This is a genomic window from Mycolicibacterium confluentis (genome assembly GCF_010729895.1).
Classification (GTDB): domain Bacteria; phylum Actinomycetota; class Actinomycetes; order Mycobacteriales; family Mycobacteriaceae; genus Mycobacterium; species Mycobacterium confluentis.
The window spans coordinates 2,960,538-2,985,911 of the sequence record NZ_AP022612.1; the positions used below are offsets into that span (position 1 = coordinate 2,960,538).

Here is a 25,374-nt window from a genome sequence, read left to right on the forward strand (position 1 = left end):
GCATGCATTCAGGGGGTCATGCGGCAACTCGGGCCCGAAAGGACACCAGGTGCGGGTAGTGGTGATGGGATGCGGCCGGGTCGGCGCGGCACTTGCGGATGCGTTGTCGCGGATCGGCCACGACGTGGCGGTGATCGACCGGGACAGCGCCGCGTTCCAGCGACTGTCCCCCGACTTCGCCGGTGATCGGGTCCTCGGCATGGGTTTCGACCGCGATGTGCTGCTGCGGGCCGGAATCGAGGAGGCCGGCGCCTTCGCCGCGGTGTCCTCCGGGGACAACTCCAACATCATCTCCGCCCGCGTGGCCCGCGAGACATTCGCCGTCCAGCGCGTCGTCGCGCGCATCTACGACGCCAAGCGCGCGGCGGTCTATGAGCGCCTCGGCATCCCGACCGTGGCGACCGTGCCGTGGACCACCGATCGTCTCCTCAACGCTCTGACGCGGGACGCCGAGACGACGAAGTGGCGCGACCCCACGGGGACGGTCGCGGTCGCCGAAGTCGTCCTGCATGAGGGCTGGGTGGGGCGTCTGGTGACCGATCTGGAGGCCTCGACCAACGCCCGGGTGGCGTTCCTGATCCGGTTCGGAGAGGGTCTGCTGCCCGAGCCGAAGACTGTGCTGCAGGCCAGCGATCAGGTTTACATCGCCGCGGTTTCGGGACGCGCCGGCGAGGCGATGGCGATCGCTGCGTTGCCACCCGGCGAGGAGGAGGGACTGTGAAGGTCGCGATCGCCGGAGCCGGCGCGGTGGGTCGCTCGATCGCGCGTGAACTCATCGAGAACGGCCACGAGATCACGCTGATCGAGCGCAACCCCGAACACATCGACGTCGACGCGATCCCCGCGGCGCACTGGCGGCTTGGCGATGCGTGCGAACTGTCGCTGCTGGAGTCGGTGCAGGCTCAGGATTTCGACGTCATGATCGCGGCCACCGGCGATGACAAGGCCAATGTGGTGCTGTCGTTGCTGGCCAAGACCGAGTTCGCTGTGGCCCGCGTCGTGGCCCGCGTCAACGATCCCCGCAACGAGTGGCTGTTCGACGAGTCCTGGGGCGTCGACGTCGCGGTGTCGACCCCTCGCATGCTGGCCTCGCTCGTCGAGGAGGCCGTCGCCGTCGGCGATCTGGTGCACATCATGGAGTTCCGCAAGTCGGGCACCAACCTCGTGGAGATCACGCTGCCCGACGACACGCCGTGGGGCGGAAAGCCGATCCGCAAGCTGGAACTCCCCCGCAACGCGGCGCTGGTGACCATCCTTCGCGGTGCGCGCGTGATCGTGCCCGAGGCCGACGAACCCCTTGAGGGCGGTGACGAACTGCTTCTGGTGACCGTCCCCGAAGTCGAGAACGAACTGCGCGCGCTGCTGCTGCCCTGACGGTCAGTCCGTGCGGCGCGCCGCGTCGTCCTCGTATGCCGCGTCGTCCTCGTATTCGACGTCAGCGTGGGCGATCTCCGCGGGGATGCCCTGGGCCTGTTCCGCGGCGTGGATGGCCCGCTGGGCGGATTTGATGGCCAGGTAGGTGACCAGTGCCGCGGTCGCGGTCAGCGGCCATCCCATGGCGATTCGGGCCACCCCGAGCCAGCCCGTCTGATCGGCGTCATAGAGGTGGTGTTGCACGACGAACCGGGACCCGAACACCAGCACCCAGGTCAGCGTCGCGATGTCGAAGACCCGCACCGCGCGCGGCACCGCGCGCCATCCGGTGCCGTGCCCGTTGACCCATCCCCACACGTAGCCCACAACGGGCCGCCGCACCAGCACCGAGAGGCCGAAGACCACCGCCCAGAACAGCGATGTCCAGATGCCCAGCAGGAAGTACCCCTTGGATTCGCCCATCAGGTAGGCGATCAGCGCGCACACTCCGACCCCGATGAACCCGGACACCGCCGGTTGGGTGGTCTCGCGCCGGATCAGGCGCCACACCAGGATGACGGCGGCCACCGCGAGGGCCGAGATGACGGCCGGTTTGAGCCCGGCCAGGGTCGATACGGGGACGAAGACCAGGACGGGCAGGGACGAATAGATCAGGCCGCTGACGCCGCCCATCTGGTCCAGGATCGCCTGGGCGCCGGTTCGTTCTTGAGTCAAAGTTCAGTGTTGGATCTCGTAGTGGGGGTTGTAGACGGCCTTGGAGCCGTTCTCGAGCTTGCCCAGGCGGCCGCGCACCAGCAGCTTCCGACCGGACTCGATGCCCGGGATGCGCCGCTGACCCAGCCAGACCAGCGTCACCGAGTCGGTGCCGTCGAACAGTTCGGCCCGGACTCCGCTCGCGCAACCCTTGGCGTTGGCCTCCACGGTGCGCAACGTGCCGACCATGGTGACCTCCTGGCCGCGCTGACAGTCGATCGCGCGCTGCGCCCCGGTCTGGGCGGCCTCATCGGACAGCTCCTCGACGTCGCGCTGCGCGGGATCCTCCGTGAGCCGACGTGTGAGCCGACGCAGATAACCTTCGGCCGTAGCCATGGCACTCCTGCTTTGAGTAGTTGGATCCACCAGAGGCGAATCCGCATTGCCAACGCCACGGTAGACCCGTTGGTTGCCGATTGCCACGTCGCCGTGCCGGAGGGTGACCCACCCTTTCACCGCCACCTGTGGACCAGGCACGATCACAGGCATGGGCGTCGATCTCACCGGCATTCCGACCGTGCTCCTGCCGGGCACCGGCTCCGATGACGACTACGTCTACCGGGCGTTCTCCCCCGCATTGCACGACGTCCGGGCTGTACCGATCCCGCACACACCCGAGCCCGGCCGGTTGATCGCCGGATACCGGCATGCGCTCGACGACGCCGCGCAGCAGGGGCCGATCGCCGTCGCCGGAGTGTCCCTGGGCGCCGCGGTCGGGCTGGCGTGGGCGATCTCACACCCGGATCGCATCGTCGCGGTCCTGGCCGCTCTTCCCGCGTGGACCGGCGACCCCGAGACCGCACCCGCCGCGGCGGCCGCGCGCGCGTCGGCGCACGAACTGCGCCGCGACGGACTGGTCGCAGCGACCGCCCGGATGCAGCAGAGCAGCCCGGCGTGGCTGGCCGACGAGCTGACGAGATCCTGGGTCGGTCAGTGGCCGCTGCTGCCTGACGCGATGGAGGAGGCCGCCGCGTTCGTGGCACCCACGAGCCTGGAGATGGAGACGCTGCGCTGCCCGATGGGCGTGGCGTCGGCGATCGACGATCCGATCCACCCGTTGGAGGTCGGCGTCGAATGGGTGACCGCTGCGCCGCGCGCAGCACTGCGGACGGTCACACTCGCCCAGGTTGGGGCGAATCCAGCGGAACTGGGCGCCGCGTGCCTGACGGCGCTGGCCGAGGCCCCCTGACGTCGGGTCAGCCGCCGGTGATGGTGTTGGTGTTGCGCAACTGCTGCATCGCAGACAGCGTGCGTCGCGCCGCCGGGGTCGGCGGCTGCGGCGGCTGCTCGGTCTGCGGCGCGGCCTGTTGGCCGCCGGCCTGACCCTGCGCGGCCTGCTCCGCGGCGGCCCGCAGTTGGGCGGCCATCGGCTCGGGCAGCTGCACCGGCAGCGGCGTGCGCACCGGCAGAGGGGTGTCACCGCGCCGAACCACAGTGTCGGCCAGTGCGTTTCGCGCCTCCGCGGTCAGCGCCGCGAAAGTCTCGTGGGTGCCGTTGACCACGCAGCGGATCATCCACCGGTATCCGTCGACGCCGATGAAGCGCACCGCACCCTGGGCGACCCCGACGACCTCACGGCCCCACGGACCCGATTCGATGCTGACCTGCGGGGTGTCCTTGCGCAGCGACTCGGCCAGTTCGCCCGCCACCTCGCGCCACAGCCCCGCACTCTTGGGGGCCGCGTAGGCGGCGATCGTGAACCGTCCGTTGGGGGTGACGACCCACACCGCACTGGGGACGCCGACCTCGTTGAGTTCGACCTGGACCTGACCCGCCTCAGGCATCGGAATGAGCACCGAACCCAGATCGAGTCTGCCCACCTCGGCGACCGACGGGTCGTCGAAGTCCTCGATGTCGAACGGGCCGTCCTCGTCCATCGGATCGACGTCGTCGTCCGCGGCCGCGGTGACGGGCGCCTTCGCCTCGTCGGCGCCGCTCGGCGTGTCGCCCTGCTTGTCCTTGCGTTTACCAAATGCCATCACAGACTCGCATGTCCTCCAGAGGAACCGTGGCCGCCAGCGCCACGGGTGGTGTCAGCCAGCCCCGCTTCGTCGAACGAGGTGACTTCGATGATCTCGGGCAGTTCGACACGTTGCAGCACAAGCTGCGCGATGCGGTCGCCGCGCTGGATCACGATGGGTTCGCTCACGTCGAGGTTGATCAGGGAGACCTTGATCTCGCCCCGATACCCGGCGTCGATCGTGCCGGGACTGTTGACGATCGAAAGGCCAACGCGCGCAGCCAAACCCGAACGGGGATGAATCAGGCCGACCATTCCCATCGGGACCGCGACCGCGATTCCGGTCGGCACCAGGGCACGCTGCCCCGGCGCCAGGTGGACATCCTGGGCGCTGAACAGGTCAACCCCCGCGTCTCCCGCGTGAGCGCGGGTGGGCAGCGGGAGCTCGGGGTCCAGGCGTACGACCGCCAGGCGAGTGGACACGGTGCCACAGACTACCCTTGGCCGAGTGTCAGGTTCGCAATTGACCTCGCAGAGTGTGCGTTACCGCGAGCGCCTGTGGGTGCCGTGGTGGTGGTGGCCGCTGGGCATGGGCCTGGCAGGGCTGATCGCGTTGGAGGTCAACCAGGCGTTGTCCGGCGTGTCGGGCGTGCCGGACTGGGCTCCGTTCGCGGCCCTGTTCGCGGTGGCCGCGGCGGCGCTGCTCTGGCTTGGCCGCGCCGAGGTCTCCGTTATCGCAGGCGAGGACGGCCTCGAGCTGTGCGCCGGGCCGGCGCACCTGCCCGTCAGCGTCATCTCCCGCACCGCGGTGGTGCCCCGCAGCGCCAAGTCGGCCGCGCTCGGCCGCCAACTCGATCCGGCGGCCTACGTGTTGCACCGCGTGTGGGTGGGACCCATGGTGTTGGCCGTGCTGGACGACGCCGACGATCCGACGCCGTACTGGCTCGTGAGCAGCCGACATCCCGACCGCCTGCTGGCGGCTTTGAAGAGCGAGCAGAGCAGCTAGAACCCCCCGGTCGGGCTGCTCAGGCGGCGCAGTCGGTGCAGATCATCACGCCGTTCTTCTCAGTGGCGAGGCGGCTGCGGTGATGCACCAGGAAACAGCTCGAACAGGTGAACTCGTCCGCCTGCTTGGGCACCACGCGCACCGAGAGTTCCTCACCGGACAGATCGGCGCCGGGGAGTTCGAAGTTCTCCGCGGACTCCGACTCGTCGACGTCGACGACGGCCGACTGCGCCTCGTTACGCCGTGCTTTCAGTTCCTCCAGCGAATCCTCTGAGACCTCGTCGGTCTCAGACCGCCGTGGCGCGTCATAGTCGGTAGCCATTCTTCTCTTCCCCTCGTAGTCCCGCGCGCAATGTCTTGCAGCAAGGCTTTGTACCAGTGCCGAACGCGTGCGCCAAATGATTCGTGCCCTCAACCCACCCCGAACCACTGTGATTTAACTCACATTGTGACGTGGCTTCCACGTTATGGGTGCGGGGACGACCGGACTGCGTGCATCTAGAGTGCAGGCGTGGTCTCACAAATCACCGAGGGAACGGCGTTCGACAAGCGCGGACTGCCGTTTCGGCGGCGCAATTACTGGCCCGGCGCCATCACAGCCGGCGTGCTCGCCGTGGTCACGGCTCTGGTCTGGATGATCGCGCTGACCCGGCCGCCGGACGTCCATGAGGCCGCGGTGTGCAATGCACCCCCACCACCCGCCGAGGGCAACGCCGTACCCCTCGGCGAACCGGTCAGTCGTGCCGACATGACCGAGGTGATGCCGGCGAAACTCGCCGATACCCAGATTCGAGTGCTCAACGCCAGCGGTCAGGGCGGGCAGGCGGGCGAGGTCTCCGGTGCGCTGCGTGACCTCGGCTTCGCCCAGCCGACCGCGGCGAACGACCCGGTCTACGGCGACACCCGACTCACGTGCCAGGGTCAGATCCGCTTCGGACCCAACGGTCAGGCCGCTGCGGCCGCGGTGTGGCTCGTGGCGCCGTGCACGGAGCTGTTCTCCGATGGCCGCACCGACGCGTCCGTCGACCTCGCGATCGGCACCGAGTTCACGACGCTGACGCACAGCGACGACATCGACGCCGTCCTCGCGGGCCTGCGTCCCGACGCCACCGAGCCCGCCGACTCCACGCTGCTGTCCAAGATCCACTCAGCCTCCTGCTGAGGTCACTCGGGAAGCGGCGCCAACCCGCCGAGGCGCTCCAGCGCGGCCGTCAGCTGGTCGGCGATGCCGGGCGCGCTGACCATCACCAGACCGGCGGGCTGCCCGGGATCCGGCAGCAGCACGCGTGCACCGGCCTCGGCCGCGATCAGCGCGCCTGCGGCCCAGTCCCACACGTTCAGGCCGTGCTCGTAATGCGCGTCCAACCGTCCGGCGGCCACCAGGCAGAGGTCCAGGGCCGCCGACCCGATCCGGCGGACGTCGCGCACCGCGGGCAGCAGCCCGGCCAGCAGGCGGGCCTGTGCGGTGCGCCGGGACACCGAATAGCCGAAGCCCGTGCCGACCAGGGCCATGCCCAACTCGGTGGTCGGCGCGCACCTCAGCACCCGCGTTCCGTCTGGACCGCTCACCTGAGCACCAGAACCGACTGCCGCTGAATAGATCTCGGAGCGGGCGACGTCGGCCACCGCCCCAGCGACCGAGACTCCGTCGACCTGGGCTGCCACCGACACCGCGTAGGCCGGGATGCCGTAGACGAAGTTCACCGTGCCGTCGATCGGGTCGAGCACCCAGCTCACCGCGCCCGGGGCCGGACGCGCGGCCGGACCGCCGCCCTCCTCCCCCAACACCGCGTCGCCGGGACGCAGCTGCGCCAAGCGGTCCCGCAGCAGGGCCTCGGTCTCGGTGTCCACGACCGTGACCGGATCGGTCGGCGTGCTCTTGGTGCGGACCGCGTCCGCCAGGGGTGTGGCGCCGAACACCTCCTCACGGCGCGCCCGGACGAATTCGGCCGATTCGGCGGCCACCGTCTCGGCGACATGGCGCAGCGCCGCGGGATCGTGTGGGGTCGGGATGGGGCGGGTCACGGCTCTATCGCAACACACCCCGTCTCCGACCCACTATCGTTTAAGCGCCGACTGCCCCGCCCCAAGGAGCCGCCATGACTGCGCCCGACCCGAACAAGAACCACGGCTTCGGTATCGACGTCGGCGGCAGTGGCGTCAAGGGCGGAATCGTCGACCTCGACACGGGCCAACTCGTCGGTGAGCGGTTCAAGCTCCCGACGCCCCAGCCCGCCACCCCCGAGGCCGTGGCCAAGACCATCGCCGACGTCGTCGCGCACTTCGGCTGGACCGGCCCCCTCGGCGTCACCTACCCGGGCGTCGTCACCGACGGCGTCGTGCGCACCGCCGCCAACGTCGACAAGTCGTGGATCGGCACCAACGCCAGCGAGGTGTACAGCAATGCGCTCGGCGGCCAGGCCGTCACGGTGCTCAACGACGCCGACGCGGCCGGACTCGCCGAGGAGCGGTTCGGCGCGGGCCGGGACAACTCCGGGGTGATCGTGCTGTTGACGTTCGGCACCGGCATCGGCTCGGCCGTCATCCACAACGGTCTGCTGCTGCCCAACACCGAGTTCGGCCACATCGAGGTCGACGGCAAGGAAGCCGAGCACCGCGCCGCGTCCTCAGTCAAGGAACGCAAGGCTTGGACCTACGAGCGCTGGACCAAAGAGGTCACCAAAGTGCTGGTAGCCGTCGAGAACGCGATCTGGCCCGAGCTGATCATCGTCGGCGGCGGCATCAGCCGTAAGGCGGACAAATGGGTGCCGCTGTTGACCAACCGCACACCCGTCGTCGCCGCGGCGCTGCAGAACACCGCGGGCATCGTCGGCGCCGCGATGGCCGCCCACGGTGACGGCACCGAACACGCGTCGGCGTGACGGAGACTCGCTGATTTCCTCGCTCGGCGCGGTGTAGTGCCGCACTGTCGTTACAATGGTCGATGGCGGCCGCCAACGAATAGCGGCGAAGCTCCCCAACAGAGACTCACGCCGACATTCCAATGCCGACGCTTTCGGTGACGCATGCCCTGCGCGCCGGAAGTCAGCAAGACCGAAAGGGTGTACGTGGCAGCGACGAAAAGCCCGGCAACCGAAGAGCCGGTGAAGGCCACCGACACCAAAGCTTCTGCCTCCGGAACGGGTGCCGCCAAGCGCGCACCCGCCAAGCGGGCGGCAAAGGCCCCTGCGGCAAAGAAGGCCGCCGCTCCTCGCAAGGCCGCCGCCAAGAAGGACGCCCCGGCGCGCGGTCGGACCAAGAAGGAGCAGGCGACCGACACGGTCGCAGACGATGTCGACACCGAGGTTGATGACCTCGAGACGGAGCCCGGCGAAGACCTGGAGGACGTGGCCGACCTTGTGGTCGACGACGAGATCGAGGATCTGACCGAAGACGCCTCCGACGACGCCGAGGACGACAGCGACGAGGCCAAGGCCGGCAAGGGCGCCAAGGCCGGCGAGGACGAGGCCATCGCCGAGCCCTCCGAGAAGGACAAGGCCTCCGGTGACTTCGTCTGGGACGAAGAGGAGTCCGAGGCACTGCGGCAGGCCCGCAAAGACGCCGAGCTCACTGCGTCGGCCGACTCGGTGCGCGCTTACCTCAAGCAGATCGGCAAGGTCGCGCTGCTCAACGCCGAGGAGGAGGTCGAGCTCGCCAAGCGCATCGAGGCCGGGCTCTACGCCACCCAGTTGATGGCGGAGAAGGCAGCCAAGGGTGAGAAGTTCACCCCCACCGAGCGCCGCGACATGACGTGGATCTGCCGCGACGGCGACCGCGCGAAGAACCACCTCCTCGAGGCCAACCTGCGCCTCGTGGTCTCGCTGGCCAAGCGCTACACGGGCCGCGGAATGGCGTTCCTGGACCTGATCCAGGAGGGCAACCTCGGTCTGATCCGCGCCGTCGAGAAGTTCGACTACACCAAGGGCTACAAGTTCTCCACGTACGCCACGTGGTGGATCCGTCAGGCCATCACCCGCGCCATGGCCGACCAGGCCCGCACCATCCGTATCCCGGTGCACATGGTCGAGGTGATCAACAAGCTCGGCCGCATCCAGCGTGAGCTGCTTCAGGATCTGGGCCGCGAGCCCACTCCTGAAGAGCTGGCCAAGGAGATGGACATCACGCCGGAGAAGGTGCTGGAGATCCAGCAGTACGCGCGTGAGCCGATCTCGCTGGACCAGACCATCGGCGACGAGGGCGACAGCCAACTCGGTGACTTCATCGAGGACAGCGAGGCCGTGGTGGCCGTCGACGCGGTGAGCTTCACGCTGCTGCAGGATCAGCTGCAGTCCGTGCTCGAGACGCTGTCCGAGCGCGAAGCCGGCGTCGTGCGTCTGCGGTTCGGCCTGACCGACGGTCAGCCTCGCACCCTCGATGAGATCGGCCAGGTCTACGGCGTCACGCGCGAGCGCATCCGCCAGATCGAGTCGAAGACCATGAGCAAGCTGCGGCACCCCAGCCGTTCGCAGGTTCTTCGCGACTACTTGGATTAGCAGTCAAGAAACCTCCAAGAGCGCGGTCGTAGCGTCACCGACGACACGTTCCGCCGACTCTTCGAGGTTTCTTATGACCGCCACGGCCACCAAGGCCCCGCCCGCCGCTCTGATCGCCGGAGTCAACAGGATTCGCGGTGCGCTCGACTGGCTGCACAAGGCCACCGCGCCCAGCCACATCGCGATGCTCGAACTCGGGCTGGGCTCGTGGGTCACCGCGGCCCTGTACGCGACGGTGAAACTGCGCATCGCCGACGTACTGGCCGACGGGCCGCTGACAGCCGATGAGGTCGCGCAGCGGGTCGGGACGCACCCGGAGGCCACGTACCGCCTGCTGCGCACGCTGGCGAGCCGCTCAGTGCTCAAACTGCACCGCGACGGCCGGTTCTCGCTCACGCGACTGGGCCAGGCGCTGCGCTCCGATGCTCCGGAGTCGATGGCTCCGATGATCGAGTTCGTCGGCAGCCCGCGCCATTGGGAGCACTGGGGCGACGTGGTGCACTCGGTCCAGACCGGCGGCACCTCCGTGGAGAAGCTGCGCGGAACCGGGGTGTTCGAATACCTCGACACCGACCCCGAATTCGCCGCGATCTTCAACAACGCGATGACCGGCGGTTCCCGGGCCGTCCTTGAGAACGCGGTTCCGGCTTACGATTTCAGCGGCTGCAGGCGCATCGTCGATGTGGGTGGCGGGCATGGCGGCCTGCTGGCGGCGGTGCTCAACCGCGCCCCCGAGGCCAGCGGAGTGCTGTTCGACCGTCCCTCGGTGGTAGCGGGCGCGGCCGACGTTCTGGAACCCGCCGGTGTCGCTACCCGATGCGAGACGCAGGGCGGCTCATTCTTCGAGTCGGTGCCCGACGGCGGCGACACCTACCTTCTCAAGGCGATCATCCACGACTGGGACGACGAACAGTCGATCGCGATCCTGCGCAATGTCCGGGCCGCGATCGCCGACGGCGGCCGGGTCCTGCTGTGGGAGATGGTGCTGCCCGATGGCGCCCCCAACAACATCGGATTCCTCATCGACCTGGAGATGCTCGTCAGTGCAGGCGGGCGGGAACGCACCGAGGCGCAGTACGGGAAGCTGCTGGCGGACGCGGGCTTTCGGCTGACCCGCGTGGTCGCCACCGCGAGTCCGCTGTCAATCATCGAGGCCGTCCCGGTCTGAGCACCGACTCCTGTCAGTCGACGGGCCCGAGCGCGGCAAACCGCCCGTCCGGACCCGGCACGTACGGCATGACGTTTGTCACAGCGGCCGTCGGCAACGGCCCGTACAGATGCGGGAACAGCATGGCCTCGGGATCCGTCGGCACGCCGGGTTCCCACCTGATGGGGTCTGCCACCGCATCCGCGTTCACGTACAGCAGTATCAAATCTGTTCGCCCCGCGTAGATCCGGTTGGCCGGCAGGTGCACCTGCTCGGGCGTCGAAAGATGGATGAACCCGACCTCGTCGAGTGACGTGGGCCGGTACTCGGCCGAGGAAGAGCCCTCCAACCAATCCTGCTCAGAACAGATATGCACCAGCCGAGATTGGGTATTTGACATAAGCCCACCCTGCCGCAGCCGCAAACGGGGACCGACGTGAGACACGACACACCTGCGAACCCCTCGGGAACAACGCCGTAAGCCCAAACGTCTGACAGAGTAGAGAAACGCGAGGAACGGAGGAGCCGCCATGACCGCAACTCTGACCAGTCCGGAACTGACACGGGCTGATCGCTGCGACCGCTGCGGTGCCGCCGCCCGGGTGCGTGCGAAGCTGCCTTCAGGGGCCGAACTTCTGTTCTGCCAGCATCACGCCAACGAGCATGAGGCCAAGCTGATCGCACTCGCCGCAGTGCTGGAGACAAGCTCCACCGAGCTGTAACACACACGTTGGAGCGTCCCGCTTTCCACATTCGTCTCCTGTCAGGAATGCTGGACTGGTCATGAGTGACCAGACCATCAAACCTTCCCGACACCACATCCTGCGAGTCAGCAGGAGGACCCTGTCGAAAGCCTGGGACGACTCCATCTTCGCGGAGTCCGCACAGGCCGGCTTCTGGTCGGTGCTGTCCCTGCCGCCACTGTTGCTGGGCATGCTGGGCAGTCTCGCCTACATCGCGCCGATGTTCGGCCCGGACACCCTGGACACCATCCAGGACCGGCTGATCAGCACCGCGGGCAGTTTCTTCTCCAAGAACGTCGTCATCGAGATCATCGAGCCGACGATCCGGGACATCGTGCAGGGCGCCCGAGGCGAGGTCGTCTCGCTGGGCTTCGTGATCTCGCTGTGGGCTGGGTCGTCGGCCATCTCGGCGTTCGTCGACTCGATCGTGGAAGCCCATGACCAGACGCCACTGAGGCATCCGGTCCGCCAACGGTTCTACGCCCTGGGTCTGTACGTGATCGGTCTGGTGATCATCATCGCGACCGCGCCGTTCCTGGCGCTGGGACCGCGCAAGGTCGCCGAGTACATCCCCGACAGCTGGGACAACATCCTGCGCTTCGGCTACTACCCTGCCCTGGCGCTGGCGCTGGTCATCGCGATCACCCTGCTGTATCGCGTGTCGCTGCCGAAACCGCTGCCCACTCACCGTCTGGTGATCGGCGCCGTGCTGGCCACCGCGGTGTTCATGATCGCCACCGTGGGCCTGCGCATCTATCTGAGTTCGATCACCCAGACCGGCTACACCTACGGCGCGCTCGCGACACCGATCGCCTTCCTGCTCTTCGCGTTCTTCCTGGGCTTCGCGATCATGCTGGGCGCAGAACTGAACAACGCGATCGAAGAGGAGTGGCCGGCCCCCGCGACCCACGCCGACCAGCTTCGGACGTGGTTCGAGGACAAGGCCACGGCCAAGCTCGAACAGAAATCGGCGGACTCCCCCACGTCCGCACCGCCTGCGCCGGACTCCGACCCAGACCCGACGCGGTCGGCGCCGACTACTTCTTGAGCTGCTCGTAGATCTTCTTGCAGTCGGGGCACACCGGCGAACCGGGCTTGGGCGACTTCGTCACCGGGAAGACCTCACCGCACAGCGCGACGACGTGCGTGCCCATGACGGCACTCTCAGCGATCCTGTCCTTCTTGACGTAGTGGAAGAACTTGGGAGTGTCGCTGTCGGTCCCGTCGTCGACGCGTTCATCGGTGTCGGTGCGTTCGATCGTCTGCGTCTGCATCCCGCCATTCTGCCGCAGAAAATTACGGCCCGGGAACCACCCGCGCCCCGGAATTCGGATTGTGCAAGAGTGGAGGTATGAAGCACAGCCAAGAGCTGGGTTTCGACGACGACGGTCGGCCGGTACTCATCACACGCGCAGCCATTCCTTACGAAGAGGAACATCGGCAGCGGGTCCGTAAGTACCTGACCATCATGGCCTTCCGCATCCCCGCCCTCCTGCTCGCCGCGGTCGCCTACGGCATCTGGGAGAACGGCTGGGTCTCCCTTCTGATCATCGCGGTGTCGATCCCGCTCCCGTGGATAGCCGTGCTGATCGCCAATGATCGACCGCCGCGGCGGGCCGAGGAGCCGAGGCGCTTCGACGACGACCATCGGCGCACTCCGCTGTTCCCCACCGCGGAGCGGCCGGCTCTGGGCCGCCCGTGGGAGCCCGGCAGCGGGCCGGACGGGACCGGCGCGCAATCGAAATCGGCGGATTCCGACGCCGATGGGCCACACTGAGCGACTTCTCGTTCATTTCTTAGGACCTTCTCAGGTCGTCGCGTCATTTCTGCACGTCAGAGGGTGTGATGCAGACGATTTGTGGGAACTCTTTCCTCCACTGGCGCGTTAGAACGAATGACAGTTCGAGCCACTAAGGAGGCCGATATGGCAAATGCCGCCGCAACCCGGATCGACAACGGCGATCTGGACGCTCAGAGCCCAGCAGCAGACCTGGTACGGGTCTATCTGAACGGGATTGGCAAGACGGCTTTGCTCAACGCTGCCGATGAGGTGGAACTCGCGAAACGCATCGAGGCTGGCCTGTATGCGCAGCATCTGCTGGATACCCGCAAGCGTCTCGGCGAGAACCGCAAGCGCGATCTGATGGCAGTGGTGCGTGACGGTCAGGCTGCGCGCAGCCACCTCCTGGAGGCGAACCTGCGCCTGGTGGTGTCGCTGGCCAAGCGGTACACCGGCCGCGGAATGCCGCTGCTCGACCTGATCCAGGAGGGCAACCTCGGCCTCATCCGCGCGATGGAGAAGTTCGACTACGCCAAGGGCTTCAAGTTCTCCACGTATGCCACCTGGTGGATCCGGCAGGCCATCACCCGCGGCATGGCTGATCAGAGCCGCACCATCCGTCTGCCGGTGCACCTGGTCGAACAGGTCAACAAGCTCGCGCGGATCAAGCGCGAGATGCATCAGCAGCTGGGCCGCGAGGCCAGCGACGAGGAGTTGGCCGAAGAGTCGGGCATCCCCGTGGAGAAGATCAACGACCTGCTCGAGCACAGCCGTGATCCGGTGAGCCTGGACATGCCGGTCGGTTCGGACGAGGAGGCCCCGCTGGGGGACTTCATCGAGGACTCTGAGGCGCTCTCGGCCGAGAACGCGGTCATCGCCGAACTTCTGCACACCGACATCCGGCACGTGCTGGCCACACTGGACGAGCGTGAGCAGCAGGTAATCCGGCTGCGGTTCGGTCTCGACGACGGCCAGCCACGCACGCTCGACCAGATCGGAAAGCTGTTCGGCCTGTCGCGTGAACGCGTCCGGCAGATCGAGCGCGAGGTGATGGCGAAGCTGCGCCACGGTGAGCGCGCCGACCGCCTGCGCTCCTACGCAAGCTGACGACCGACCTGCCTCAATCAGTGTGCCCGCCGATCCTTCGGCGGGCACACTGCTGTGAGCAGCGCCCGTGTGAGCGACGCCGCGCCGACGCGAGCGGGCCGACAGTGCCATTGGCCAAGTAGAATGGCGCGGACGGAGGGTGGCAGATGAACGACCTGGTCGATACCACTGAAATGTATTTGCGCACGATCTACGACCTCGAGGAAGAGGGCGTGGTTCCGCTGCGCGCGCGCATCGCCGAGCGGTTGGAGCAGAGCGGACCCACCGTCAGCCAAACCGTGTCGCGCATGGAGCGCGACGGGCTGCTGCATGTCGCGGGCGATCGTCACCTCGAACTCACCGAGAAGGGCCGCGCGTTGGCTGTCGCGGTCATGCGCAAGCACCGCCTGGCCGAGCGCCTGTTGGTCGATGTGATCGGCCTGCCGTGGGAGGACGTGCACGCCGAGGCGTGCAAGTGGGAACACGTCATGAGCGAGAACGTCGAACGGCGCCTCGTGGCCGTCCTCGACAATCCCACGGTGTCACCGTTCGGCAACCCCATTCCGGGCCTGTCGGAACTCGGGATCGGCTCGATCGGCGGGTTCGAGGACTACAACCTGGTGCGCCTCACCGAACTGCCCGCCGGGTCGCCGGTGGCCGTCGTGGTGCGCCAACTCACCGAGCACGTGCAGGGTGACACGGGTCTGATCAGCAGGCTCAAGGATGCCGGTGTGGTGCCCAACGCCCGTGTCACGGCGGAGATCAGCCCTGCGGGCGGGGTGACCATCGTCATTCCCGGCCACGAGAACGTCGACCTGCCGCACGAGATGGCGCACGCCGTGAAGGTCGAGAAGGTCTGACATCCTGGCCTCGCTCACCCGGCAGGGTGATGCCGAGGTCGCGTGCGAGGCCGGCCCCCGTCGTCGCCAGATCGCGGATCTTGTCGGGCCGCATTCCGGCCTGCAGCGCACTGTCGAGCATGCCGGCCATGCGGTGCGCTGGATCGATGCCCAGTGCGGCACTCAACGCGACACCGGCCAGCGGCCCATCTCCGCGGGCGTAGGCGAAGAACCCGACGAACGTCAGCGCCTCCGCGCGCCACGGCGGCGGCAGGACTCGCGCGAGGTACACCCACAACTGCTCGGCCGCATCCGCCGACGAACCGACCGCCAGGGCGTACGCCGCATCGCGGACAGTCAGGTCGGTCAGGTCGTACGCCAGCCTGGCCACCTCCGGATCGCTCAGGGTCTTCCCCCGCGCAACCCTGCGGGCCGCCGCGATGATTCCCCGGACGGCCTTGCGCTGAACGCCCCTGCCGTCCTGATCGCCGAGGCGCGGTCCATCGTCCAGCTCCTGCACAGCCCGCGCGATGCCGGCGGCGTCGCGGTCGAGGTCCGTGGCGATGACCGACTCGAGCTCGTCGCGGTTGGCGTACAGCCGGCGCCCGTCGAGCACGGCAGCCATCGACAGCGGCGAGGCGGCCGGATCGTCGACGGCACCGCCGGCCCCACAGCCGTCGGCGCAGTGCCACCGGCCGCCTGCCGCGATCCTGTCGACGACGTGCGCGTCGATGAGCGTCATGTCGACGGCGTCGAGGCGATCGTCCAGCGCGGCACACAGGCCCGCATAGTCCTGGCCACACGACGCGCAGTCCGACCCCGCGTCGTCCACGATGACCGCGATGGCCGCATCAGCCCCGCTGGAGGCCACGACCTCCACGAGGTGGCCCACTCCGCCTGCGAGTGCGTCGGAGAGGTCGATGCGCAGCACGGCGCCCATCTCTCCGCGGTCGATGCCGACGATGACCAGCGAGCGTTCGGGGACGAAGCCGAGCACCGCCGGAATGGCGGCGATCAGCGAACCGGGATGGGTGAGGTTGAAGTCGCGGCGAGGTGTCATGTGCTCGACCGTCCCAATGGACACCGTCAGCACGCGTCCAACGGCGGCGGATCGGAGGTGACCTGTGGACGAACTCGCAACTGTGGACACCGGGCGGGTGCGAAATGTTCACGCGGAGTTGACGTCGCCGGCACGTTCGACGCCATTTCCCGGCGTAAACACGCGGGTATGGGCTCGATGCAGGAGTACGACCTCGTCGTCATCGGTTCGGGACCGGGTGGGCAGCGCGCCGCCATCGCCGCGGCCAAACTCGGCAAGTCTGTGGCCGTCGTCGAGCGCGGCACGATGCTCGGCGGCGTGTGCGTCAACACCGGCACGATCCCGTCGAAGACACTCCGCGAGGCCGTCGTCTACCTGACGGGCATGACCCAGCGTGAGCTCTACGGCGCGAGCTACCGGGTCAAGGAGAAGATCACCCCGGCCGACCTGCTGGCCCGCACCCAGCACGTGATCGGCAAGGAGATCGAGGTGGTGCGCTCACAGCTGCTGCGCAACCGCGTCGAGTTGTACACGGGGCACGGCCGATTCGAAGACGAGCACACGATCTCCGTCGACGATCCCAGCCGCGCCGAGCGGATCACGGTCCGCGGCCGATACATCGTCCTGGCCACCGGCACCAAGCCGGCACGCCCGGCCGGTGTGGAGTTCGACGAGCACCGGGTCCTGGACTCTGACGGCATCCTGGACCTCAAGACGCTGCCGACGTCGATGGTCGTGGTCGGCGCCGGGGTCATCGGCATCGAGTACGCCTCGATGTTCGCCGCCCTCGGCACCAAGGTCACCGTCGTGGAGAAGCGGAATTCGATGCTCGAGTTCTGCGATCCGGAGATCATCGAGGCCCTGCGCTTCCACCTGCGGGACCTCGCCGTGACGTTCCGATTCGGCGAGGAGGTCACCGCGGTCGACGTCGGGGCCGCGGGCACCGTCACGACATTGGCCAGCGGTAAGCAGATTCCGGCCGAGACCGTCATGTACTCGGCGGGCCGACAGGGGCAGACCGATCACCTCGACCTCGCCAAGGCGGGCCTGGAGGCCGACGCGCGCGGGCGGATCCACGTCGACGACAACTTCACCACCAAGGTCGACCACATCTACGCCGTCGGCGACGTCATCGGATTCCCCGCACTGGCCGCGACGTCGATGGAACAGGGCAGGCTCGCGGCGTATCACGCATTCGGCGAACCGACCAAAGGCATGATGGAACTGCAGCCGATCGGCATCTACTCCATTCCCGAGGTGTCCTACGTGGGCGCCACGGAGGTGGACCTGACGAGGAACGCCGTGCCTTATGAGGTCGGTGTCTCCCGGTATCGCGAACTCGCGCGCGGGCAGATCGCCGGCGACTCCTACGGCATGCTCAAGCTGCTGGTGTCCACCGACGACCTGCGACTGCTCGGCGTGCACATCTTCGGCACGAACGCGACGGAGATGGTGCACATCGGCCAGGCCGTCATGGGATGCGGCGGGACGATCGAGTACCTCGTCGACGCGGTCTTCAACTACCCGACCTTCTCCGAGGCGTACAAGGTCGCCGCGTTGGATGTGATGAACAAGCTGCGGGCCCTGCAGTTGTACCGGAGTTGACGTCACCTCCTATTCATCGGTGGGCGAAATTACGCCCGACCAGGGATTTTCGCCACCAGCGGAGGCGTTGCACCGCTGTGAGGCCGTGCCGCCGCTGGCACGTCCGACAATGTGAGGGACACTTGAACCCTGAATGACCACGCAGCGTTCAGGCAGTGACGAGGAGGCGAACAATGGCGCACGTACCAGGTCCGAACCAACCCGAGCAGACCGGTATGTACGAGTTGGAGTTCCCCGCGCCGCAACTGGTCAACAACGAGGGCCAGGGGCCGGTGCTGATCCACGCCCTTGAGGGCTTCTCCGATGCGGGCCACGCGATTCGGCTGGCGGCCAAGCACCTCAAGGATCACCTCGACACCGAACTCGTGGCGTCGTTTGCGATCGACGAACTTCTCGACTACCGGTCGCGCCGCCCGCTGATGACGTTCAAGACCGATCACTTCTCCGACTACGAGGATCCCGAACTCTCGCTGTTCGCGCTGCACGACGAGTCCGGGACGCCATTCCTGCTGTTGGCGGGACTGGAGCCCGATCTCAAGTGGGAGCGGTTCATCACTGCGGTCCGACTTCTCGCCGAACGCCTCGACGTGCGGCGCACCATCGGGCTGGGCGCCATTCCGATGGCGGTGCCGCACACCCGGCCGATCACGATGACCGCGCACAGCAACAACGGCGATCTGATCACCGAGCACACGCCCTGGGTCGGCGAGGTCCAGGTGCCCGGAAGCGCCTCAAGCCTGCTCGAGTACCGCCTCGCCCAGCACGGCCACGAAGTCGTCGGGTTCACGGTCCACGTGCCGCACTACCTGGCGCAGACCGACTACCCGGCCGCAGCGCAGGCGCTGCTCGAGGAAGTTGCCCGCAGCGCGTCGCTTGACCTGCCCACCGCGGCGCTCACGGCGGCGGCGGCCGACGTCCGCACCAAAATCGATGAACAGGTCGAGGCCAGTGCGGAGGTCGCTCAAGTGGTGAGCGCGCTGGAGCGTCAGTACGATGCTTTCGTCGCCGCCCAAGAGAATCGATCTTTGCTGGCTCACGACGAGGACCTGCCAAGCGGGGACGAACTCGGAGCTGAGTTCGAGCGCTTCCTCGCCCAGCAGGCGGGTGAGAAGAATCGGGATCCGTTCCGGGACGACGACGGCACGCTGTAAACACGACGGCGGGCCGTAGAGACAACGCCCCACCGGGCCCGACGACGAGGTTGGCGTTATGAGCCCACAGAAGCCGAACCTCCGGTCGGTGCGCGAGCTCTCCCCCACGCTCGAATACCGCACGATCCACGGCTACCGGCGGGCGTTCCGGATCGCCGGAACGGGTCCCGCCCTGCTGCTGATCCATGGCATCGGCGACAACTCGACGACGTGGGACACCGTGCACGCCAAGCTCGCCCAACGATTCACGGTGATCGCGCCCGACCTCCTGGGCCACGGGCAGTCCGACAAGCCGCGAGCCGACTATTCGGTGGCGGCCTACGCCAACGGCATGCGCGACCTACTCAGCGTGCTCGACATCGAGCGCGTCACGGTCATCGGTCATTCCCTCGGCGGCGGAGTCGCCATGCAGTTCGCCTATCAGTTCCCGCAGTTGTTGGAGCGTCTCATCCTGGTCGGGGCAGGCGGTGTGACCAAGGACGTCAACGTGGCGCTGCGGATGGCCTCCCTGCCGTTGGGCGGCGAGGCGCTGGGACTGCTGCGACTGCCGATGGTGCTGCCCGCGCTGCAGGCATTCGGCAAGGCCGCGGGCGCGGTGCTCGGATCCACTCGTGTCGGGCGCGACCTGCCCGATGTGCTGCGCATCCTGCGCGACCTGCCCGAACCGACCGCATCGTCGGCCTTCACCCGCACCCTGCGTGCCGTTGTTGACTGGCGTGGCCAGGTGGTGACGATGCTCGACCGGTGTTATTTGACGGAATCGGTTCCTGTGCAACTCATCTGGGGTGACCAGGATGTCGTCATCCCGGTGGCCCATGCCCGCATGGCGCACGCCGCCATGCCCGGCTCACAACTCGAGATCTTCCCACGCTCAGGCCACTTTCCGTTCCACGACGACCCCGACCGCTTCGTCGAGGTCGTCGAGCGCTTCATCGACACCACCGCACCGGCCGAATACGACCAGGCCGCACTGCGGGAACTCCTGCGGTCCGGGATCACCGAATCCACCCTCACCGGCACGTCCGACACCAAGGTCGCAGTCCTCGACGCGATGGGTCACGACGAGCGTTCGGCGACCTGAGACCGTCGCCGAGGATCCAGACCAAATCCGCGTCACTGCCCAGTACAGTCGGGACATGGGTATCGACGTCACGGTGCTTCGGGTGTTCACCGACTCAGACGGCAACTACGGCAACCCACTCGGCGTGGTCGACGCGAGGACCGTCGCGCCCGAGGACCGGCAGGCCCTTGCCGCTGAATTAGGTTACAGCGAAACCATTTACGTCCACATCCCGGCTGCCGGCGCGGCGACGGCACAGGTGCAGATCTTCACGCCGACAACCGAATTGCCGTTCGCGGGCCACCCGACCGTGGGTGCATCGTGGTGGCTCAAGGAGATCGGGACACCCGTGCACACGCTGCAGACCGCAGCCGGGATCGTTCAGGTCAACTACGACGTCGGCCCTGACAGGCTCACCTCAATCAGCGCACGCTCCGAATGGGCGCCTGAGTTCGCGATCCATGATCTGGACTCGGTCGACGAACTGATGGCGGCCGATCCCGCCGACTACACCGACGACGTCGAGCACTATCTGTGGACGTGGACCGACCGGGATGCCGGGGAGATCCGCTCCCGGATGTTCGCGCCACATCTGGGCATCGTCGAGGACGAGGCCACTGGCGCTGCGGCGGTGCGCATCACCGACTACCTCAGCCGGGACCTGCGCATCACGCAGGGCCAGGGTTCGCGCATCGAGACAACGTGGTCGCCCGAGGGCTGGGTGCAGGTTGCCGGCGCCGCCGTCAACGACGGCATTCGGCGCGTCGACTGAAACTGCCCCAGGACAGCAGGAACGCCAGGGTCAACCCGCGGAGACCCCGCGGTGCTGACGCAGGGCCTCGATTTCGCGTTCGAAGTCGTCGGCCGAGGTGAAAGACCGGTACACCGAGGCGAACCTGAGGTAGGCGACCTCGTCGAGTTCCCGCAGCGGCCCCAGAATCGCGAGACCAACCTCGTTGCTCGGAACTTCAGGACCTGCGGCCCGGACCGCGTCCTCGACCTGCTGGGCGAGCAGGTTGAGCGCGTCATCGTCCACCTGGCGCCCCTGACAGGCCCGGCGCACGCCGCTGATCACCTTCTCCCGACTGAACGGTTCAGTGACCCCGCTGCGTTTCACGACGGCGAGCACGGCCGTCTCGACAGTGGTGAATCTGCGCCCACACTCCGGACAGGAACGGCGCCGACGGATGGCCTGGCCTTCGTCCGTCTCCCGGGAGTCCACGACACGCGAGTCAGGATTCCGGCAGAAAGGACAGTGCATGCCCGCTCCTTCGTCGTGCCGCCTGTGGGATGACCCCAACGACTCAGAGACTACCTGGGTGCGCCGCTCAGCGGCCAGGGCACCGAAGTCCACGACGATCATGACTGTCCGCCACCTGAATTCGAACGTACGGCTGTCAGGCGACCGGCGCGATCAGCGTCTGGCCGGCGTCCAGCGCCCCGGACTCGAGCTCGTTGAGTTCACGGATGCGGTCCACCACGCTGTTCACCGGGGCATCCGGCGCCACCCGGGCGGCCACGTGGGCCAGCGTCTCCCCCGACCGGACCTGCACCACTGCCAGTCGATCCGGAACCGGGGCCGAGGCGTGCGCGGCCTCACCGAACTGCGCGACCACGCCGAGCCACATCGTGATCAGCGCGGCCGTGAAGGCCAGGCCCACCAGGGTCAACGGCGTGATCCGGCGCCCGGGCGTGCGGGCATGGGGAGCGCGCGACACCCGCACTCCGGTACCGCGGTAGCGCGGCGCGATGGCCGCCGGTCGCGCCGGTGCGGGCCGTCCCGCGACGCCGCTGCCGCTCCGAGGGCGCCGCGGTGCGTCGACGCCCGGGGACGTCCGGGGGGCGGGCCACCTGTCTTCACAGAAGGCCGATGCGGTCCTCGGGTACACGCTGGTGTGGGTCATGTCCGGTCCTTTCGGTCGCTGCGGGCGGTCCATGCGTTCGCTCCTGTGTTCGAATATAATCGATCATGTGTTCGACTAGAAGTCTGAAACCGAACATGTGATCGAACCGTAGCCGAACGATAGAACGGGCCTCCGACAAAAAATCGCTCCAGGCCGCCGCGACGAGTCCTCGCCACACCAACATCACCGGCCACAGGGGCACCAGCAGGACAGATGGCGACACGCCTCGAACACATGTTTGATTCTTGCCCCCTGCGGGACTACATTCGAACGCATGGCTGACACCGAGAACGGCAGCAGTTCACCCGCGACCAGTCGCGAAGGCGCGCTCGACCCTGCTCTCACCGAGCGGCAGCGGACCATCCTCGAGGTCATCCGGGCCTCGGTGACCACACGGGGCTATCCCCCGAGCATCCGCGAGATCGGCGACGCGGTGGGCCTGACGTCGACCTCGTCGGTGGCCCACCAACTGCGCACCCTTGAGCGCAAGGGCTATCTGCGCCGTGACCCGAACCGCCCCCGCGCGGTGGACGTCCGTGGCGCTGATGATGTTGCGCACGCCGTGGCGACCGACGTGGCCGGATCCGACGCCCTGCCGGAACCCACGTTCGTGCCCGTGCTGGGACGGATCGCGGCTGGCGGCCCCATCCTCGCCGAGGAGGCTGTCGAGGATGTCTTCCCGCTGCCGCGTGAACTCGTCGGCGAGGGTTCGCTGTTCCTGCTGAAGGTGGTCGGCGAGTCCATGATCGACGCCGCGATCTGCGACGGCGACTGGGTCGTCATACGCCAGCAGAATGTCGCCGACAACGGTGACATCGTGGCCGCGATGATCGACGGCGAAGCCACGGTCAAGACCTTCAAGCGCACCGCGGGTCAGGTGTGGTTGATGCCCCACAACCCGGCGTTCGACCCGATCCCGGGCAACGACGCGGCCATTCTCGGCAAGGTCGTGACCGTCATCCGCAAGATCTGAGCCGCGGTCTGAACGCGGTCAGTCGGCGCGGCTGAACCCGTTCGCCTCAGCCAATTCCGGGCTGGCGAACCAGATCTCGGCGACCGTCTCGTCGTAGCCGGGTGATCCCGGTACGTGGTAGCGCCCCGTTCGCATGCTGCCCTTCACGGGATAGCCCTCTGGCGCCGTATGCGGGTCGTCGAGCGGCAGATGGATGGCCGGCGGTGCGGCCACCTCCGCATGTTCGTCCTCGGCCTCGCCCGACACGACCACGGCGTCCTCGTCGCGCTGGCCCTGGTCGCCGTAGTCCGGCTCCTCGTAGTCCGATTCCCGGTAGCCGCGTTCCGGTTCCTGGTAGCCGCGTTCCGGTTCCTGGTAGCCGGCGTTGACGTCCTGCTGATAGTCCTGCTCGTATTGCGACACGTACCGGCTGGGCGGCGCCTCGAAGCTGCGCGCGGGCGGCGGCGCCGCGCCGTAGACGGGCGCGAACAGCGAGCCCGGACCCGGCAGGTAGTCGTCGTCGTCGTCCGGCTGCGAGGACCAGGACTGGTCGCCCACATCGTGTGCGGCGTGGCGTCCGGCCTGATCGTCACCAACATTGATGACCCGGGTCGGAGCGGTGTCGGCGTCGAGATCGTCCTCGTCGTCCTCGACCGCGTCGGCCGACTCGTGGGCGCCGCGATGAGTGAACAGACCGTCGTCGTCGTCGGCCTGTGGTGCAAGGCGGGGCAGCGACGTGGTCTCTTCGCCCCACGCAGGCCGCGACACCGGCGGCAGGTAGGCGTCGTCGTCGTGCTCGCCGAAGTCCGTGCGGCGCGACCAACCGTTCTCGTCGTCGCGGGCCTCGCCGAACCTCTTCTCGTACGTGGGCTCGTACCCCGAGTCGTAGCCGGGCTCGTACCCGGCGTCGGGGCCCTCGTCCTCGTCGTCGTCCTCGTCGTCGTAGTCGGCGTGCTGCGCGGACCGGCGCCTGCGCATCGCGACCAAGGCGTACACCGAACCCAGCAGCAGCAGGGCGACCGGGATGATCCACCACAGCCACCAGCTCTGCCAGGTGATTCCGCTGTCCGTCTCACCTTCGGGGGCCGCGGGCGGGGCGCTCGGCACGGGTGCGTCCGGTATCTCGAGCCCGCCCAGCGACTGCGCCAGGTTCGCGGGATCGGAGGTGAAGGTGTTGTCCTGACTGTTCCACGAGAGCTCGCCACCGCTGAACTTCTGCGTGACAATCCCGCCCTCGGTGTTCTGATCCCCAGTGGGGACGCCGAGCGCACCCGTGGCGCCGCCCAGCTTGTCCCACGCGGCCTTCATGGCGCCGCGCACGATGACAGCACCGTGTTCCCGCGTCCAGAAGATCGTCGGATTGTCCGGCGCGGAGAAGACCTGGATCCGGCTGTCCGGCACCCCGCCGTCGGCCTCACCGCCGGCCGGAAGACCGAAGTCTCCGGTGGGACCACCGGCCGACTCGTACTTGGCCAGGATGTCCCCCGAAACGGCATGGGCGCCCGTCTCCGGGCTGTAGAACACCTTGCCGCCGGAGAAGTTCTGTCCGGCCCCAGCGTCTCCGATGGCGTACTGCTCCCCGGCCTTGACCCCGAGCGGTCCTGAGGACCCGCCGGCGGCACGCCAGGCGGTCGCGATCGCCGACGCCGCGTCGGACGGGATCTCAAGGCCGACAAGCTGTCCGGCAAGGTCGGCCGGTTCGGTCGTGAAGACCTTGGTGCCGGTGTCGAACGACAGTTGACCACCGGTGAACCGCTGCGAGATGACGTCGCCGGTGTACGTCTCGTCGGCGATGGGGACACCGAGGACGCCAGCCGAGCCACCGAGCTTGTCCCACGCGGCATTGATCGCACCGCGCACCACCCAGGCGCCGGTCTCCGGCGTCCAGAAGATCACGGGGTTGTCAGCGGCGCTGAACGTGCTGTTACGGCTCTCCGGGCTGATCCGGCCCGGACCCTCATCGATGTTCGGGAAGCCCAGATCACTGTCCGCGGGTCCGCCGAGGTCGCGGTACTTCTCCAGGATGGCGCCGTGCATGATTCGCGCACCGGTTGCTGGCGAGAAGAAGATCGCCCCACCGGCAAAGTTCTGCCCGAAACCCGGGCCCACGGCATAGACACCGCCATCCCGCGGGCCCAGGGTCGACGCGTCTCCACCGGCGGCGTCGAACGCCGCATTGATCGCGTCCGTGGCGTCACTTTCCGGTGACGCATGCGCAGTCGGCGCAAAAAGCGCGACCGCGGCGGCAGCGAGAACAATTCCCAACGCCGTTCGACCGATTCCCCCGAATCGTTTCCACTGCCGTGTCATCGACTCACCCCGCGCTTTCCGACCCTGCCATCTGCATCGTCAGCCTGCGAGGACCAGCCCGAATTCAGGGCACAGTCGAAGACGGGCCAACCTCATCCGGCACAGAATACCCATACGTAACGTAAATAACATGCATCCGGGACCCGAAAGCACGGTTTCGATACGGGACGGT

30 protein-coding genes are annotated in these 25,374 nt (G+C 67.7%); 18 read left to right on the plus strand and 12 right to left on the minus strand.

Annotated elements, in window-relative coordinates:
* Positions 1–49 precede the first annotated feature (49 nt).
* Positions 50–721, plus strand: a complete 672-nt coding sequence (locus G6N34_RS13715; protein WP_085152542.1) for a potassium channel family protein — start codon at positions 50–52, stop codon at positions 719–721.
* Entirely contained in the window at positions 718–1,374 is a 657-nt protein-coding gene (locus G6N34_RS13720) for a potassium channel family protein (protein ID WP_085152543.1), read from the plus strand. Before G6N34_RS13715 ends, G6N34_RS13720 begins: the two co-directional genes overlap by 4 nt.
* Positions 1,375–1,377: 3 nt before the next feature.
* On the opposite strand, the gene G6N34_RS13725 is transcribed toward G6N34_RS13720, so the two are convergent.
* Positions 1,378–2,046, minus strand: coding sequence for a DUF3159 domain-containing protein (locus G6N34_RS13725; protein ID WP_085152702.1), 669 nt, complete (start codon positions 2,044–2,046; stop codon positions 1,378–1,380).
* A gap of 45 nt (positions 2,047–2,091) precedes the next feature.
* Complete coding sequence (locus G6N34_RS13730; RefSeq protein WP_085152544.1) at positions 2,092–2,463, minus strand: OB-fold nucleic acid binding domain-containing protein; 372 nt, start codon at positions 2,461–2,463, stop codon at positions 2,092–2,094.
* A 151-nt stretch (positions 2,464–2,614) separates the two neighbouring features.
* On the opposite strand from G6N34_RS13730, the gene G6N34_RS13735 reads away from it, so the two are divergent.
* Positions 2,615–3,316: an alpha/beta fold hydrolase gene (locus G6N34_RS13735; RefSeq protein WP_085152545.1), complete on the plus strand. Its 702-nt coding sequence runs from the start codon at positions 2,615–2,617 to the stop codon at positions 3,314–3,316.
* 7 nt (positions 3,317–3,323) lie between these two features.
* On the opposite strand, the gene G6N34_RS13740 is transcribed toward G6N34_RS13735, so the two are convergent.
* Together G6N34_RS13740 and dut are read right to left on the minus strand one after the other, a co-directional pair.
* A complete protein-coding gene (locus G6N34_RS13740) occupies positions 3,324–4,106 on the minus strand; it encodes a DUF3710 domain-containing protein (protein ID WP_085152546.1) in 783 nt (260 codons plus the stop codon).
* Positions 4,106–4,570, minus strand: coding sequence for a dUTP diphosphatase (dut, locus tag G6N34_RS13745; protein WP_085152547.1), 465 nt, complete (start codon positions 4,568–4,570; stop codon positions 4,106–4,108). The genes G6N34_RS13740 and dut overlap by 1 nt, the downstream gene beginning before the upstream one ends.
* Before the next feature lie 25 nt (positions 4,571–4,595).
* Here dut and G6N34_RS13750 point away from each other — a divergent pair, with 25 nt between their 5' ends.
* On the plus strand, positions 4,596–5,093 hold the full coding sequence (locus G6N34_RS13750) for a DUF3093 domain-containing protein (RefSeq protein WP_109788529.1): 498 nt from the start codon (positions 4,596–4,598) through the stop codon (positions 5,091–5,093).
* 19 nt (positions 5,094–5,112) lie between these two features.
* On the opposite strand, the gene G6N34_RS13755 is transcribed toward G6N34_RS13750, so the two are convergent.
* Positions 5,113–5,415, minus strand: a complete 303-nt coding sequence (locus G6N34_RS13755) for a DUF4193 domain-containing protein (protein WP_085152549.1) — start codon at positions 5,413–5,415, stop codon at positions 5,113–5,115.
* A 189-nt stretch (positions 5,416–5,604) separates the two neighbouring features.
* Between G6N34_RS13755 and cei the strand changes: the two genes are divergently transcribed.
* Positions 5,605–6,255, plus strand: a complete 651-nt coding sequence (cei, locus tag G6N34_RS13760; RefSeq protein WP_085152550.1) for an envelope integrity protein Cei — start codon at positions 5,605–5,607, stop codon at positions 6,253–6,255.
* A gap of 2 nt (positions 6,256–6,257) precedes the next feature.
* Here cei and G6N34_RS13765 read toward each other — a convergent pair whose 3' ends face one another.
* The gene (locus G6N34_RS13765; protein WP_085152551.1) at positions 6,258–7,118 is read right to left on the minus strand and encodes an inositol monophosphatase family protein; all 861 of its coding nucleotides are present in this window, start codon (positions 7,116–7,118) and stop codon (positions 6,258–6,260) included.
* Positions 7,119–7,192: 74 nt separating this feature from the next.
* Here G6N34_RS13765 and ppgK point away from each other — a divergent pair, with 74 nt between their 5' ends.
* The 3 genes from ppgK (at position 7,193) to G6N34_RS13780 (ending at position 10,754) form a co-directional block, all read left to right on the plus strand.
* A complete protein-coding gene (gene ppgK / locus G6N34_RS13770) occupies positions 7,193–7,975 on the plus strand; it encodes a polyphosphate--glucose phosphotransferase (protein ID WP_085152552.1) in 783 nt (260 codons plus the stop codon).
* A gap of 186 nt (positions 7,976–8,161) precedes the next feature.
* The gene (locus G6N34_RS13775) at positions 8,162–9,586 is read left to right on the plus strand and encodes an RNA polymerase sigma factor (RefSeq protein WP_234812933.1); all 1,425 of its coding nucleotides are present in this window, start codon (positions 8,162–8,164) and stop codon (positions 9,584–9,586) included.
* Positions 9,587–9,659: 73 nt separating this feature from the next.
* Complete coding sequence (locus tag G6N34_RS13780) at positions 9,660–10,754, plus strand: methyltransferase (protein WP_085152554.1); 1,095 nt, start codon at positions 9,660–9,662, stop codon at positions 10,752–10,754.
* Positions 10,755–10,767: 13 nt separating this feature from the next.
* Here the strand turns inward: G6N34_RS13780 and G6N34_RS13785 are convergent, their stop codons facing one another.
* Entirely contained in the window at positions 10,768–11,133 is a 366-nt protein-coding gene (locus G6N34_RS13785) for a DUF952 domain-containing protein (RefSeq protein WP_085152555.1), read from the minus strand.
* A gap of 130 nt (positions 11,134–11,263) precedes the next feature.
* Between G6N34_RS13785 and G6N34_RS13790 the strand changes: the two genes are divergently transcribed.
* Together G6N34_RS13790 and G6N34_RS13795 are read left to right on the plus strand one after the other, a co-directional pair.
* On the plus strand, positions 11,264–11,455 hold the full coding sequence (locus G6N34_RS13790; protein WP_068252867.1) for a DUF7455 domain-containing protein: 192 nt from the start codon (positions 11,264–11,266) through the stop codon (positions 11,453–11,455).
* A gap of 61 nt (positions 11,456–11,516) precedes the next feature.
* Entirely contained in the window at positions 11,517–12,524 is a 1,008-nt protein-coding gene (locus G6N34_RS13795) for a YihY/virulence factor BrkB family protein (RefSeq protein ID WP_085152556.1), read from the plus strand.
* On the opposite strand, the gene G6N34_RS13800 is transcribed toward G6N34_RS13795, so the two are convergent.
* Positions 12,514–12,750 carry a DUF3039 domain-containing protein gene (locus G6N34_RS13800; protein WP_085152557.1) on the minus strand — a complete coding sequence of 79 codons (237 nt, stop codon included), beginning with the start codon at positions 12,748–12,750 and terminating at the stop codon, positions 12,514–12,516. The two genes, G6N34_RS13795 and G6N34_RS13800, sit on opposite strands and share 11 nt — an antisense overlap.
* A gap of 77 nt (positions 12,751–12,827) precedes the next feature.
* Between G6N34_RS13800 and G6N34_RS13805 the strand changes: the two genes are divergently transcribed.
* The 3 genes from G6N34_RS13805 to G6N34_RS13815 all read left to right on the plus strand — a co-directional run bounded on the left by G6N34_RS13805 (position 12,828) and on the right by G6N34_RS13815 (position 15,202).
* Positions 12,828–13,253 carry a DUF3099 domain-containing protein gene (locus G6N34_RS13805; protein ID WP_085152558.1) on the plus strand — a complete coding sequence of 142 codons (426 nt, stop codon included), beginning with the start codon at positions 12,828–12,830 and terminating at the stop codon, positions 13,251–13,253.
* Between the two features lie 147 nt (positions 13,254–13,400).
* Complete coding sequence (locus G6N34_RS13810) at positions 13,401–14,363, plus strand: sigma-70 family RNA polymerase sigma factor (RefSeq protein WP_085152559.1); 963 nt, start codon at positions 13,401–13,403, stop codon at positions 14,361–14,363.
* A 146-nt stretch (positions 14,364–14,509) separates the two neighbouring features.
* Positions 14,510–15,202 (plus strand): iron-dependent transcriptional repressor DtxR, encoded by a 693-nt coding sequence (locus G6N34_RS13815; RefSeq protein ID WP_085152560.1) that lies wholly within the window; start codon positions 14,510–14,512, stop codon positions 15,200–15,202.
* On the opposite strand, the gene G6N34_RS13820 is transcribed toward G6N34_RS13815, so the two are convergent.
* Positions 15,132–16,241: a DUF4192 domain-containing protein gene (locus tag G6N34_RS13820; RefSeq protein ID WP_085152703.1), complete on the minus strand. Its 1,110-nt coding sequence runs from the start codon at positions 16,239–16,241 to the stop codon at positions 15,132–15,134. The two genes, G6N34_RS13815 and G6N34_RS13820, sit on opposite strands and share 71 nt — an antisense overlap.
* Before the next feature lie 168 nt (positions 16,242–16,409).
* Between G6N34_RS13820 and sthA the strand changes: the two genes are divergently transcribed.
* From sthA to G6N34_RS13840, 4 genes are all read left to right on the plus strand, one after another.
* Complete coding sequence (gene sthA, locus G6N34_RS13825; RefSeq protein ID WP_085152561.1) at positions 16,410–17,825, plus strand: Si-specific NAD(P)(+) transhydrogenase; 1,416 nt, start codon at positions 16,410–16,412, stop codon at positions 17,823–17,825.
* Between the two features lie 173 nt (positions 17,826–17,998).
* Positions 17,999–18,976 (plus strand): proteasome assembly chaperone family protein, encoded by a 978-nt coding sequence (locus G6N34_RS13830; RefSeq protein ID WP_085152562.1) that lies wholly within the window; start codon positions 17,999–18,001, stop codon positions 18,974–18,976.
* A gap of 58 nt (positions 18,977–19,034) precedes the next feature.
* Positions 19,035–20,057, plus strand: a complete 1,023-nt coding sequence (locus G6N34_RS13835; RefSeq protein WP_085152563.1) for an alpha/beta fold hydrolase — start codon at positions 19,035–19,037, stop codon at positions 20,055–20,057.
* 55 nt (positions 20,058–20,112) lie between these two features.
* Positions 20,113–20,808, plus strand: coding sequence for a PhzF family protein (locus G6N34_RS13840; RefSeq protein ID WP_085152564.1), 696 nt, complete (start codon positions 20,113–20,115; stop codon positions 20,806–20,808).
* Between the two features lie 30 nt (positions 20,809–20,838).
* Here the strand turns inward: G6N34_RS13840 and nrdR are convergent, their stop codons facing one another.
* Together nrdR and G6N34_RS13850 are read right to left on the minus strand one after the other, a co-directional pair.
* Complete coding sequence (gene nrdR, locus G6N34_RS13845; protein ID WP_085152704.1) at positions 20,839–21,297, minus strand: transcriptional regulator NrdR; 459 nt, start codon at positions 21,295–21,297, stop codon at positions 20,839–20,841.
* Positions 21,298–21,433: 136 nt separating this feature from the next.
* Positions 21,434–21,940, minus strand: coding sequence for a LysM peptidoglycan-binding domain-containing protein (locus tag G6N34_RS13850; RefSeq protein ID WP_163645397.1), 507 nt, complete (start codon positions 21,938–21,940; stop codon positions 21,434–21,436).
* A gap of 274 nt (positions 21,941–22,214) precedes the next feature.
* Here G6N34_RS13850 and lexA point away from each other — a divergent pair, with 274 nt between their 5' ends.
* A complete protein-coding gene (gene lexA / locus G6N34_RS13855) occupies positions 22,215–22,913 on the plus strand; it encodes a transcriptional repressor LexA (protein ID WP_085152566.1) in 699 nt (232 codons plus the stop codon).
* A gap of 18 nt (positions 22,914–22,931) precedes the next feature.
* On the opposite strand, the gene G6N34_RS13860 is transcribed toward lexA, so the two are convergent.
* The gene (locus tag G6N34_RS13860) at positions 22,932–25,202 is read right to left on the minus strand and encodes a sunset domain-containing protein (RefSeq protein WP_085152567.1); all 2,271 of its coding nucleotides are present in this window, start codon (positions 25,200–25,202) and stop codon (positions 22,932–22,934) included.
* Positions 25,203–25,374 lie beyond the last annotated feature (172 nt).